The organism is Embleya sp. NPDC059237, from assembly GCF_042754105.1.
Classification (GTDB): domain Bacteria; phylum Actinomycetota; class Actinomycetes; order Streptomycetales; family Streptomycetaceae; genus Embleya.
Map to the genome: position 1 here is coordinate 549897 of NZ_JBHZAE010000003.1, position 12074 is coordinate 561970.

The 12074-nt window shown below is 70.1% G+C and carries 11 protein-coding genes; 6 read left to right on the plus strand and 5 right to left on the minus strand.

Going from position 1 to position 12074, the window contains the following annotated elements; genetic code table 11:
* Positions 1-30 precede the first annotated feature (30 nt).
* The gene (locus tag ACFXKZ_RS13100) at positions 31-837 is read left to right on the plus strand and encodes an ABC transporter permease (RefSeq protein ID WP_379999579.1); all 807 of its coding nucleotides are present in this window, start codon (positions 31-33) and stop codon (positions 835-837) included.
* 85 nt (positions 838-922) lie between these two features.
* On the opposite strand, the gene greA is transcribed toward ACFXKZ_RS13100, so the two are convergent.
* Both greA and ACFXKZ_RS13110 read right to left on the minus strand, forming a co-directional pair.
* Positions 923-1420, minus strand: a complete 498-nt coding sequence (gene greA, locus ACFXKZ_RS13105; RefSeq protein ID WP_078979433.1) for a transcription elongation factor GreA — start codon at positions 1418-1420, stop codon at positions 923-925.
* A gap of 307 nt (positions 1421-1727) precedes the next feature.
* On the minus strand, positions 1728-2114 hold the full coding sequence (locus tag ACFXKZ_RS13110) for a DUF4307 domain-containing protein (RefSeq protein ID WP_379999581.1): 387 nt from the start codon (positions 2112-2114) through the stop codon (positions 1728-1730).
* A gap of 169 nt (positions 2115-2283) precedes the next feature.
* Here ACFXKZ_RS13110 and mca point away from each other — a divergent pair, with 169 nt between their 5' ends.
* From mca to ACFXKZ_RS13125, 3 genes are all read left to right on the plus strand, one after another.
* Positions 2284-3138 (plus strand): mycothiol conjugate amidase Mca, encoded by an 855-nt coding sequence (mca, locus tag ACFXKZ_RS13115; RefSeq protein WP_078976819.1) that lies wholly within the window; start codon positions 2284-2286, stop codon positions 3136-3138.
* Positions 3139-3259: 121 nt separating this feature from the next.
* Positions 3260-3508 (plus strand): hypothetical protein, encoded by a 249-nt coding sequence (locus tag ACFXKZ_RS13120; RefSeq protein ID WP_379999583.1) that lies wholly within the window; start codon positions 3260-3262, stop codon positions 3506-3508.
* Positions 3509-3545: 37 nt separating this feature from the next.
* Entirely contained in the window at positions 3546-5609 is a 2064-nt protein-coding gene (locus ACFXKZ_RS13125; RefSeq protein ID WP_379999585.1) for a thioredoxin domain-containing protein, read from the plus strand.
* 63 nt (positions 5610-5672) lie between these two features.
* Here the strand turns inward: ACFXKZ_RS13125 and ACFXKZ_RS13130 are convergent, their stop codons facing one another.
* From ACFXKZ_RS13130 to ACFXKZ_RS13140, 3 genes are all read right to left on the minus strand, one after another.
* Entirely contained in the window at positions 5673-6302 is a 630-nt protein-coding gene (locus ACFXKZ_RS13130) for a TetR family transcriptional regulator (protein ID WP_379999587.1), read from the minus strand.
* On the minus strand, positions 6274-7896 hold the full coding sequence (locus ACFXKZ_RS13135) for an MFS transporter (RefSeq protein ID WP_379999589.1): 1623 nt from the start codon (positions 7894-7896) through the stop codon (positions 6274-6276). The genes ACFXKZ_RS13130 and ACFXKZ_RS13135 overlap by 29 nt, the downstream gene beginning before the upstream one ends.
* A gap of 174 nt (positions 7897-8070) precedes the next feature.
* Positions 8071-8736 (minus strand): hemolysin III family protein, encoded by a 666-nt coding sequence (locus ACFXKZ_RS13140; RefSeq protein ID WP_379999591.1) that lies wholly within the window; start codon positions 8734-8736, stop codon positions 8071-8073.
* A gap of 244 nt (positions 8737-8980) precedes the next feature.
* Between ACFXKZ_RS13140 and ACFXKZ_RS13145 the strand changes: the two genes are divergently transcribed.
* Together ACFXKZ_RS13145 and ACFXKZ_RS13150 are read left to right on the plus strand one after the other, a co-directional pair.
* Positions 8981-10783: a phosphoenolpyruvate carboxykinase (GTP) gene (locus ACFXKZ_RS13145; RefSeq protein ID WP_379999592.1), complete on the plus strand. Its 1803-nt coding sequence runs from the start codon at positions 8981-8983 to the stop codon at positions 10781-10783.
* A 302-nt stretch (positions 10784-11085) separates the two neighbouring features.
* Positions 11086-11847 carry an isoprenyl transferase gene (locus tag ACFXKZ_RS13150; protein ID WP_379999594.1) on the plus strand — a complete coding sequence of 254 codons (762 nt, stop codon included), beginning with the start codon at positions 11086-11088 and terminating at the stop codon, positions 11845-11847.
* Positions 11848-12074 lie beyond the last annotated feature (227 nt).

Here is a 12074-nt window from a genome sequence, read left to right on the forward strand (position 1 = left end):
GACCAAGGCGTTCGGAGAGGGGTGCGTCGCATGAGCATGGTGGCCGATTCCTGGGTCATCGCGCGCAGGAATCTGATCCGGATGACCCGGATTCCCGAGATGGTCCTGTTCGGGATCATCCAACCGGTGATGTTCGTGGTGTTGTTCACGTACGTCTTCGGCGGCTCGATGAAGATCGGCGATACCACCGACCCGGACGTCTACAAGGACTTCCTGATGCCGGGCATCTTTGCGCAGACCGTCACCTTCGCCACGGCGGGATCCGCGGCCGGCATCGCGGACGACGCGCAGAAGGGGCTGATGGACCGGTTCCGGTCGTTGCCGATGGCGCGTGGTGCCGTACTGACCGGCCGCACCGTCGCCGACCTCGTGCAGACGGCCCTGACGCTGGTCATCCTCGCGGCCGTCGCACTGCTCGTGGGTTGGCGGACCGGCACGGCCGAGTCGACCAACGCCGCGCGCATCCTGGCGGGTTTCGGCCTGCTGCTCCTTCTGGGCTACGCGTTCACCTGGATCGGCGCGCTGATCGGTCTGTCGGTGCGTACCCCGGAGGCGGCGACCTCGGGCGGGATCATCTGGCTGTTCCCGGTCACGTTCATCTCGAACGCCTTCGTGGATTCGTCGCAGATGACGCCCTGGGTGCGACACATCGCCGACTGGAACCCGTTCAGCGCCACGGTGCAGGCCGCGCGGGTGTTGTTCGGCTCGCCGGGTGTCGTGCAGTCCGACGCCTGGCCGATGCAGCACCCGGTGTGGGCCTCGCTGCTGTGGTCCGTGGTGATCGTCGCGCTGTTTCGCACGCTGGCGGTGCGCAAGTACCGGTCCGCGGTCTCCTGACCCGAGGGCCGCGCACCGCACATCCTCGAAAAACACGGCCGGCCCGGCCCCCCGCGCGGGGGGCCGGGCCGTGTCGCGTCGGTGCTCAGCCCCGGTAGGGCTTGGCGTCCACGACCTCGACACTGGTGGTCTTGCCGTTCGGCAGCGCGAAGGTGGCCTGGTGGCCGATGGTCTTGCCATTGATCGCCTTGCCCAGCGGGGACTGGGGCGAGTAGACCTCGATGTCGGTCACGGCGTCCTCGCGCGAGCCGAGCAGGAAGGTGGTGGGGTCGTCCTTGTCGCCGTCGAAGACGACGGTCACGACCATGCCGGGCTCGACGACGCCGTCGTCCGCGGGCGCCTCGCCGACCTTGGCGTTCTGGAGCAGGCCGATGAGCTGGCGAATGCGCAACTCCTGCTTGCCCTGCTCCTCCTTGGCCGCGTGGTAGCCCGCGTTCTCCTTGAGGTCGCCTTCCTGGCGGGCCTCTTCGATCTTCACGGCGATCTCGGCACGGCCGGGACCCGACAGGTCTTCCAGCTCGGCCTTCAGCCGGTCGTACGCCTCCTGGGTGAGCCAGGTGACGCTTTCGCTGGTCTGGGTCACGGGGTGCTCCTCGTAGGTTTGCGACGGGGGTGCGTACACGGTGCGTACGAAATACACGGTGCGTACGAAAGAGGTACACGCGACCCCCGCGCCGCCCGGGCGGGCCCCGGCGGCGGAGGGGGTCACATATACCAGCGCCCCCTCACCGTCCGCGGTGTGAACACCTCGGGTCGTGAGGGGACGAAGCTTCGAGAGTAACAATCTCCCGCCGTCCGGGGCAGTCACCCGAGTCCGGGTGACATGCGACACCGGCGGGTGCGGCGGCAACGCCGTTGGCCGCGGTACGGTGCGGCGGGGGCCGCGTCAATCAACCGACGGTGTGACAGTTCTCCAGCTCGGCGGTGTTCGGCTTGCCCGCCGTCTGCAACGTCTCGGTGCGCTCGATGTGCTTCTCGCCCTTGGCGAACCGCAGTTCGCGGCGACCGACCTCGGCGCCGTCGCGATCGCGCGAGCGCAATACGCAGACGGCTTCCTTGTCGGCGTCCTTGCGGATCTCGACCCGGGCCTCCACCGAGGAATCCGAGGTCACCCGAAAGCTCGGAATAGACCCGCGCACGCCGGGGTTCGCCACATCGAGGCCGATCCACACCGTCCCGGCCACGAGCACGACCATGAAGACCGCGAACGCGATCCGCAGTTTGCGATCGCTTCGGGTGGCGCCCTTGCCGTAACGGGTGACGGGCGTTGCGCTCACCGGGTCTCCTGCGGGACGGGCCCGGGTTTGCGCCCGGGCGAGATCTATCGGCCACTATATGTCGGGTGCAAGAGCGGCCCTCTACAGGTCCCGGCGGTTCACCCGGCGGCTGGGACACGGGGCACGGATGAGGAGCGACGTTCCGGTGAGTGACGATCGACTGAGGCTGATGGCGGTGCACGCGCACCCCGACGACGAGTCGAGCAAGGGCGCGGCCACGATGGCTCGCTATGTCGCCGAGGGGGCCGAGGTCCTCGTCGCGACCTGTACCGGCGGCGAACGCGGCTCGGTACTGAACCCCGCCCTCCAGGGCGACCCGGAGATCGAGGCGAACATCCACGAGGTGCGCCGCAAGGAGATGGACGCGGCCCGCGAGATCCTGGGCGTGGAGCAGGCCTGGCTGGGCTGGGAGGACTCGGGACTGCCCGAGGGCGACCCGCTGCCGCCGCTCCCGGAGGGCTGCTTCGCGCTCCTCGACGTGGACAAGGCGGCCGAGCCGCTGGTCCGGCTGATCCGCGAGTTCCGCCCGCACGTGATCACCACGTACGACGAGAACGGCGGCTACCCGCACCCGGACCACATCCAGACGCACAAGATCACCATGGTGGCGTTCGACGCCGCAGGCGACCCGGACGCCTACCCGGGCGCCGGCGAGCCGTGGCAGCCGCTGAAGCTGTACTACAACCAGGGCATCTCCCGGGCGCGGATCGAGGCGCTGCACGAGGGCATGCAAAAGCGCGGCCTGGAGTCCCCCTACGGCGAATGGCTGGAGCGCTGGGGCGACCGGGACGAGCGCGACATCACCACGCGCGTGCCGTGCGCCGACTGGTTCGAGACCCGGGACCGGGCGCTGATCGCGCACGCCACCCAGGTGGACCCGGACGGCTTCTGGTTCCGCGTGCCGATCTCGGTGCAGCGCGAGGTGTGGCCTACGGAGGACTACGAGCTGGTGCGGTCGCTGGTGGACACCGACCTGCCCGAGGACGACCTGTTCGCTGGTGTGCGGGTGGGTGTGCGCCGGTAGGCGGCGGCGATCGATACGCGCGAGGGCCCGGGAGCGACTTTCCGGGCCCTCGGTGCATACGTTCCGGCGATCGGATGTCACTCTTGACACCGAGGGGTTCCGATCCAGGAGGTAGTTCGTCATGTCGCTCGCGGTCCAGCTCGCGGTCGAGGAAAGCAAGGTCACGCCCGGCCTGCTCGGATTCGTCGTGGTCGCGTTCCTGGCGGTCGCCACGTGGCTGCTGCTGAAGTCGATGAACACGCGGCTCAAGCGGGTGGACTTCGACGAGAGCGGCAAGCCGGCCGAGAGCCGCGAGCCCGCCGAAGCGGACGCGGCACAGCCGACCGACGCGGCGCAGAAGAAGGAAGACAACGGCGCGCCCGTCGCCTGAGCGGTCCCCCGCGCGGCGGCCCTGCGAGGATGGCGCCATGCCGAATCGTCTCGTCGGGTCCACGTCGCCCTACCTGTTGCAGCACGCCGACAATCCCGTCGACTGGTGGCCGTGGGGTGAGGAGGCGTTCGCGGAGGCGCGTCGCCGGGATGTGCCGATCCTGCTCAGCGTCGGGTACAGCGCCTGCCACTGGTGTCATGTGATGGCCCACGAGTCGTTCGAGGACGAGGCCACCGCCGCGATCGTCAACGCCGACTTCGTGGCGATCAAGGTCGACCGCGAGGAACGCCCGGACGTGGACGCGGTCTACATGGAGGCCACGGTCGCGTTGAACGGCGGCCAGGGCGGCTGGCCGATGACGGTGTTCGCCACCCCCGACGGCGAGCCGTTCCACTGCGGCACCTACTACCCGAACGCGGCCCGCCACGGCATGCCCTCGTTCCGCCAACTGCTGCACGCGGTCAAGGTCGCCTGGAAGGACCGCAACGACGAGGTGCGCCGCACCGGCACCCAGATCGCCGCCTCCCTGGCCGCCCCCCGCGCGTTGTACACCGACGGCGCGGCGCCGACCGCCGAGGAGTTGGACGCGGCGCTGACCCTGCTCGCGCACGACTACGACACCGCGCACGGCGGCTTCGGCCACGCGCCCAAGTTCCCGCCGTCGATGGTGCTCGAATTCCTGCTGCGCCACCACGCCAGGACCGAGTCCGAGGCGGCCCTGGGCATCGTCCAGGAGACCTGCGAGGCGATGGCTCGCGGCGGCCTCTACGACCAGCTCGGCGGCGGCTTCGCGCGCTACTCGGTGGACGAGGCGTGGGTGGTGCCGCACTTCGAGAAGATGCTCTACGACAACGCCCAGTTGATTCGGGTCTACACCCACCTGTGGCGGGCCACGGGCAGCGAGTTCGCCCGCCGGATCGCGTTGCAGACCGCCGACTTCGTGGTGCGCGAACTGCGCACTCCCGAGGGCGCGTTCGCCTCCGCGCTGGACGCGGACAGCGCGGATGCCGAGGGCCACTCCGTGGAGGGCGCGTTCTACGTGTGGACTCCGGCCGAGCTGGTCGAGGTGCTGGGCGCCGAGGACGGCGCGTGGGCCGCCGACGTGTTCGGGGTGACCGAGGAGGGCACCTTCGAGCACGGGCGGTCGGTGCTGCGACTGGCCGACGACCCCGAGGACTTCGAGCGGCTGACCGACGTGCGGGCGAGGTTGCTGGCCGCGCGCGGGAAGCGGGAGCGGCCGGGGCGCGACGACAAGGTCGTGGCCGCGTGGAACGGGCTCACCATCGCCGCGCTGGCCGAGGCCGGCACCCTGTTCTCCCGCCCGGACCTGCTCGACGCCGCGCTCGCGGCGGCCGACCTGCTGGTCGCGGTGCACCTGGGCGGCGACGAGGACGACGAGCTGGGCGACCGGCTGGTACGCACCTCGCGCGACGGCCGGCCCGGGCCGAACGCCGGGGTCCTGGAGGACTACGCGGACGTGGCCGAGGGGTTCCTGGCGCTGTACGCGGTGACCGCCGACGACGCGTGGCTGACCTTCGCCGGGGTGCTCGTGGACGTGATACTGGGGCACTTCGTGGACGAGGACGGCGCGCTGTACGACACCGCCGACGACGCGGAGGAGCTGTTCCGCCGCCCGCAGGACCCCACCGACGGGGTCACCCCCTCGGGCTGGACCGGCGCGGCCGGCGCCCTGCTCGGCTACGCGGCGTATCTGGGCTCGGCCGAACACCGCGAGGCCGCCGGACGCGCGCTCGGCGTGGTCCGGGTGCTGGCGACCCAGACGCCGCGCGGGATCGGCTGGGGCCTGGCGGTCGCCGAGGCGTGGCTGGACGGCCCGCGCGAGATCGCCGTGGTCGGCCCGCGCGACGACGACGCGACCTGGGCGCTCTACCTGACCGCGCTGATGACCACCGCGCCCGGCGCCGTGGTCGCGATGGGCGACCCGGCCGAGGACCCGCCGGTGCCGCTGCTGCGCGACCGCACGCCGGTGGGCGGCAGGCCGGCGGCGTACGTGTGCCGGCACTTCACCTGCGACGCCCCGGTGACCGACCCGGAGCAGCTGGCCGAACAGATCCTGGCCAAGGCGGTCGCCCGAGCCTGAACGCACCCGCCTGAACCCACCCGTCCGGGCCCGACCACCGGGCCCGGGCCCGGGTCCGCCCCGTCACGGCCCCTCCCGCAACCCCGCCTCCAGGATCCCCAGCGCCCGGTCCACCAGCACCGCCGGATCCCCGACGCAGCCGCCCTCCGCCCAGGTCAAGATCGCGTCCGCCATCGCCGCGTTGATCGAGGAGACGGCCACCCGGAGGTCGAAGTCCTGCGCCGAGCGCCCGGTCCGGGCGGCGTACGTCTCGGCCATCAGCCGCCACGTCTCGATCTGCTGTTCGTAGCTGCGCCGCCGCAGCGCCGGCACGCCGACCACGAGCGACATCCGGGTGATCATCTCCTCGCCCTCCTCGCGCATGATCCGCTGCAGCGCGTCCACCACGCCGGTGCGCACGATCCGGATCAGGCTGGTGCCCTCGGGGGCGCTGCGCAGGATCTCCACGAGCATCGGGTCGTACTCGTCGGTGAGCACGACGTCTTCCTTGCTCGGGAAGTAGCGGAAGAAGGTGCTCGGCGAGATCTCCGCGGCCTCGGCGATCTGGTCCACGGTGGTCGCGTCGTAGCCGTGCTCGCGAAAGAGCCGATAGGCCTCGCGACGGATCGCCCGCCGGGTCTTGATCTTCTTGCGCTCGCGCAGCCCCGCAGGAGCGACGGGCAGGTCAGGGATGGAGGACTCCTTCGCGGTCATGCTCCGATTCTCCCGGTCCGGCCGCACCGTCTGCTCCCGGTCCGCCCGCGCCGTCCGTCGGCGCCGGGGGCGTCGCGGCGCGGCGGGGCAGGAAGACCGCCACCGCCGCGGCCAGGACCAGGGCGGTGACGCCGCAGATCAGCAGGCTCAGGTCCATGCCGTGCACGAACGCGTCGCGGGCCGAGTCGAGCAGCGCCGGGTCGGCGCCGTGGCCGGCCACCTTCGCCGCGCCGCCGATCGACTCGCGCGCGGTGTCGGCGACCGGGTCGGCACGCCCGCCCGTGTCGATCCGGTCCACGTAGGTCGACGCGAGCACGCTGCCCAGGATGGCCACCCCGAGCGCGCCCGCGACCTGGCGCAGCGTCTGCACCAGGGCCGACCCCATCCCGGCCCGCTCCGGCGCGACGCCCGCCATCACCGCGTCCATCGCGGGCACCAGGGACAACCCCAGGCCCATCCCCGTCAACACCAGCCAGCATGCCGTCCACCCGTAGCCGTCGTCGGCCGAGCCGGTCGCGCCCAGCAGCAGTCCGCAGCCGAGCAGGAACATCCCGCCGGGGATGACCACCTTGTAGCCGAGGCGCGGCGCGACCTTGTCGCTCGCCAGCGCGGTCACGAACAGCCCGCCGAGCAGCGGCAACAGCCGCAGACCGGTGCCCAGCGCACTGCTTCCGTCGACGCCCTGGAACCGCTGCGGGACCAGGAACAACACCCCCGACATGGCGAAGGACGGCACCAGCGCGGAGATCGTGGCCCACAGGAAGTTGCGGTCGCGGAAGAGCCCGAAGTCGATCATCGGCCGCCGGGCCCGGCTCTCGCGCACCGCCACGCTCGCCGCGAGCAGGGCCGCCGCGCCGAACAGGGTGAGCACCCGCGCGTCGCCCCAGCCCCACTCGGGTGCCTCGATCACCGCGAAGATCAGCGTGGTCAGCGTGGCGGTCACCAGGACCGTGACCGCGACGTCCACCCGGGGCGCGTCGGCGGAGCGCGAGACCGGCAACAGGAACCCGCAGACCAGCAGGGCGAGCCCGACCATCGGGATGTTGATCAGGAACACCGAGCCCCACCAGAAGTGCTCCAGGAGCAGCCCGCCCAGGATCGGTCCGAGCGGGATGCCCAGCGCGGTGCTCGCGGCCCAGATCGAGATCGCCCGGCCACGCTCGGCGGCGGGGAAGAGCGAGGGCAGGATGGACAACGACAGCGGCATGATGAACGCCCCGCCGACGCCCATCAGCGCGCGGGCCGCGATCACCCCCTCGACCGAGCCGACGAGCGCGCCGACCACCGAGCCGACGCCGAACACGGCGAGCCCGACCAGCAGGAAGCGTCGCCGGCCGTAGCGGTCGCCGATCAGCCCGGCCGGGAGCATCAGCGCCGCGAACACCACGATGTAGGAGTCGGCGATCCACTGGAGGTCGCCCGTGCTCGCGCCCAATCGATCGCTCATCGTCGGCATCGCCACGTTGATGATCGTGGTGTCCAGGCCGACCACCAGAAGGCCGACCACCAGCGCCCCCAACGCCCACCACCGCCTGGGATCCGGCGGCCCCTCGGCCTCGGTCGTGCGGGTCGACTCACCGGTCGTCGCTTCCATGACAGCTACCTCCTATTGAGTGTTTCTACTTTATGACAGTAGCTCTCAAAAGTCAGTGGCAGTCACTTTCCTCGGCAAAGGGCAGCCCAAGCTCGGGGGAAAATCCGGAAAAGCCCGAAGGCCCGCAACTCCCGGGGGAGTTGCGGGCCTTCGGGCCGACGGGTGTGGGTCGGGTCAGCGCAGCGCGACCAGCGCGACGGCGATGAAGTGGCTCGCGAACGCGAGCAGTGTGAAGGCGTGGAAGACCTCGTGGAAGCCGAACCACTGCGGCGACGGGTTGGGCCGCTTGATCCCGTAGACCACCGCGCCGAGGCTGTAGAGCACACCGCCGACGATCACCAGGACCACCACCGCGACGCCGCCCTCGCGCATGAACTCGGGCAGGTAGAACACCGCCGCCCAGCCCAGCACGACATAGATCGGGGTGTAGAGCCAGCGGGGCGCGCCGATCCAAAAGACCCGGAAACCAATGCCGGCGAGTGCCCCGATCCACACCGCCCAGAGCAGTATTTGGTCGCTTTTGCCCAGCAATAGGATGGTCAACGGGGTGTAGGTGCCCGCGATGATCAAGAAGATGTTGGCGTGGTCGAGCCGCCGCAACACCGCCTCGCCGCGCGGTCCCCAGTTGCCGCGGTGGTACACCCCGGAGGTGCCGAAGAGCATCGCCGCGGTCAGTGCGAACACGCCGCACGCGACGCGGGATTTGGCGTCGTCGGCCAGTGCGACCAGGACTATGCCCGCGGCCACCGCCAGCGGAAAGGTGCCCGCGTGGATCCATCCGCGGAGCCTGGGTTTGATGGGCGACAAGGGCGCCGTGAAGCCATGTGCGTCCACACTCATGGCCCGAGTGTACTTACGGCGACGTAGGTTACCGGTAAGTACGGAGTGAGACGCATCACGGGAGATCTTGTCCCGGAGGGGCGCGAAAGCGCACGTCTTTGGGGTTTTCGGTCCGGGACGGGGCACAACTTCCAGGTGGGGGCCCGATCCCGGACGGTTCCGTGTTCGACCGACCGGATAAAATCCCCGCAACCCTCAACCCGACGCCTGGGACTCGCCGTCCCGGGCGCGAAATGGAGCGATCGTGGCCAACGAGGTCCCGACGAAACACAGGCAGCTGCTCGACTGGGTGAGCGAGATCGCCCGGCTGACCCAGCCCGACCGAATCGAATGGTGTGACGGTTCGGAAGAGGAGTACCAGCGCCTCGCCGACCTCCTCGTCGAGAAGGGCACCTTCCGCAAGCTCGACGAGAACAAGCGCCCCAACAGCTACTACGCGACGTCCGACCCTCGGGACGTCGCGCGTGTCGAGGACCGGACCTTCATCTGCTCCGAAAAGGAGGAGGACGCGGGTCCGACCAACAACTGGATAGCCCCGGCCGAGATGCGCACCAAGCTCGACGGGCTGTTCGCCGGTTCGATGCGTGGTCGCACGATGTACGTGGTGCCCTTCTGCATGGGTCCGGTCGGCTCGCCACTGGCCGCCTACGGCGTCGAGATCACCGACTCCGCCTACGTCGCGGTGTCGATGCGCACGATGACTCGCATGGGGCAGGCGGTCCTGGACTACCTGGGTACCGACGGCGAGTTCGTCAAGGCCGTGCACACCGTCGGGGCACCGCTCGCCGAGGGCGAGGCGGACGTGCCGTGGCCGTGCAACACCGAGAAGTACATCACGCACTTCCCCGAGGACCGGGAGATCTGGTCCTTCGGCTCGGGCTACGGTGGCAACGCCCTGCTCGGCAAGAAGTGCTACGCGCTCCGGATCGCGTCGGTCATGGCGCGCGACGAGGGCTGGATGGCCGAGCACATGCTGATCCTGAAGCTCACGCCTCCCTCGGGCGCCGAGCCGAAGTTCATCGCCGCGGCCTTCCCCTCGGCGTGTGGCAAGACCAACCTCGCGATGCTCCAGCCGACCATTCCGGGCTGGACCGTGGAGACCGTCGGCGACGACATCGCGTGGATGCGGTTCGGCGAGGACGGCCGGCTCTACGCGATCAACCCCGAGGCGGGCTTCTTCGGGGTCGCGCCGGGCACCGGCGAGCACACCAACGCCAACGCGATGAAGACCATGTGGGGCAACTCGGTCTTCACCAACGTCGCGCTCACCGACGACAACGACGTCTGGTGGGAGGGTATGACGGAGGAGCCGCCGGCCCACCTGATCGACTGGAAGGGCAACGACTGGACGCCCGAGTCGGACACCCCCGCCGCCCACCCCAACGCGCGCTTCACCGTCCCGGCCGCCCAGTGCCCGACGATCGCGCCGGAGTGGGAGGACCCGAAGGGCGTGCCGATCTCGGCGATCCTCTTCGGTGGCCGCCGGGCCAGCGCGGTGCCGCTGGTGACCGAGTCCTTCGACTGGCAGCACGGCGTCTTCCTCGGCGCGAACGTCGCCTCGGAGAAGACCGCCGCCGCCGAGGGCACGGTCGGCGAGCTGCGCCGCGACCCGTTCGCGATGTTGCCGTTCTGCGGCTACAACATGGGCGACTACATGGCGCACTGGCTGGACATAGGCCAGGCCACCTCGGCCGACAAGCTGCCGAAGATCTACTACGTGAACTGGTTCCGCAAGGACGCGGACGGCAAGTTCGTGTGGCCGGGCTTCGGCGAGAACAGCCGGGTGCTCAAGTGGATCGTCGAGCGCCTGGAAGGGATCGCCGGCGGCGTGGACACCCCGATCGGCGTACTGCCCACGCGCGAATCGCTGGACCTCAAGGGTCTGGACCTGAGCGACGCGGAGCTGGACCTGCTGCTGAGCGTGGACCGGGAGATCTGGAAGCAGGAGGCCGCACTGGTCCCCGAGCACCTGGAGAAGTTCGGCACCCACACCCCGCAGGGTCTGTGGGACGAGTACAACAAGCTGGTCGCGCGACTCGACGGCTGAGCCGTCCCTGCGCCGACATCGAGCGGACGGTACGCCGACGGTTGAGCTGACTCGACGTCAAAATACCGGTACGCTCCGGGCCCGGCGGGATCTCCTCCCGCCGGGCCCTCGGCGTTTCGACCGGTTCCTTCCCCGGCCGGGACCCGGTCGGCCCCGAAGCGCGTGTCGTGGCGCGACACGCCGATCGCGGGCCGACCTTCACCGCATCTTCACGCCTGTCCTCCGCTGCGTGAGATCGAGCGGGCGTCGGACGGGAGTAGGGTTTTCGGCGCGGGTGATCACGGACGGAGGAGCAGGTGGACATGGGCCTGCGGGACCTCGCATACGGCGCGTACGGCAAGCGCATCGAGGCGTCGCTCGACCGTACGGTGATACCGCGTCACGTCGGCGTCATCCTCGACGGCAACCGCCGTTGGGCGAAGGCGTACGGCGAGCAGGTAGCCGAGGGGCACCGCAAGGGCGCCGACAAGATCCACGAGCTGCTCACCTGGTGCGAAGAGGTCGGCGTCGAGGTGGTCACTCTGTGGCTGCTGTCCACCGACAACCTCAACCGGCCGCCCGACGAGCTGGCCGACCTGATGGTGATCATCGAGAACGCGGTCACCGACCTGGCCGCCGCGCGGCGCTGGCGGGTGCACCCGGTGGGCGCGCTCGACCTGCTGCCCGAACACACGCGCGATGTGCTGAAACGATCCGAGGCCGAGACCGCCGACCTGACCGGCGTCTTCGTCAACGTCGCGGTCGGCTACGGCGGTCGCCACGAGATCGCCGACGCGGTGCGCTCGCTGCTGGTCGAGCACGCCGGCAAGGGCACCTCGATCGAGGAGTTGGCCGAGGTGCTCGACGTCGAGCACATCGCGGAGCACCTGTACACGCGCGGGCAGCCCGATCCGGACCTGGTCATCCGAACCTCGGGTGAACAGCGGTTGTCCGGCTTCCTGTTGTGGCAGAGTGCGCATTCGGAGTTCTACTTCTGCGAGGCCTTCTGGCCGGACTTCCGAAAAGTCGACTTTCTCCGGGCGTTGCGCGACTACTCCGCCCGCCATCGCCGCTACGGGGCCTGACGCCTCGTCACCGGGCTTGTCGGAGCCAGGGGTTCCACCGGTGTGTGATCATCCGGTTTGTGTTGGACCCCCCGCGGCCGGGCATAACCCCGTCGGGCCGGCGCACATCATGTGGGCCGGTGCGATATGTGGGTGACACCCCGTCACCTGCCCGGGAGGCCCTTCCGTGCACTTCAAGCTCCACTGTTCACGGCGACAGGAGGGTCGGGCACCCGGCCTTCGGGCCG

Coding starts and splice junctions, on each gene's coding strand:
- ACFXKZ_RS13125 (WP_379999585.1), top strand. CDS start 3,546: ATGCCGAATCGTCTCGTCGGGTCCACGTCGCCCTACCTGTTGCAGCAC.
- mca (WP_078976819.1), top strand. CDS start 2,284: ATGGCGGTGCACGCGCACCCCGACGACGAGTCGAGCAAGGGCGCGGCC.
- ACFXKZ_RS13140 (WP_379999591.1), bottom strand. CDS start 8,736: ATGAGTGTGGACGCACATGGCTTCACGGCGCCCTTGTCGCCCATCAAA.
- ACFXKZ_RS13120 (WP_379999583.1), top strand. CDS start 3,260: ATGTCGCTCGCGGTCCAGCTCGCGGTCGAGGAAAGCAAGGTCACGCCC.
- ACFXKZ_RS13150 (WP_379999594.1), top strand. CDS start 11,086: ATGGGCCTGCGGGACCTCGCATACGGCGCGTACGGCAAGCGCATCGAG.
- ACFXKZ_RS13100 (WP_379999579.1), top strand. CDS start 31: ATGAGCATGGTGGCCGATTCCTGGGTCATCGCGCGCAGGAATCTGATC.
- ACFXKZ_RS13130 (WP_379999587.1), bottom strand. CDS start 6,302: ATGACCGCGAAGGAGTCCTCCATCCCTGACCTGCCCGTCGCTCCTGCG.
- ACFXKZ_RS13135 (WP_379999589.1), bottom strand. CDS start 7,896: ATGGAAGCGACGACCGGTGAGTCGACCCGCACGACCGAGGCCGAGGGG.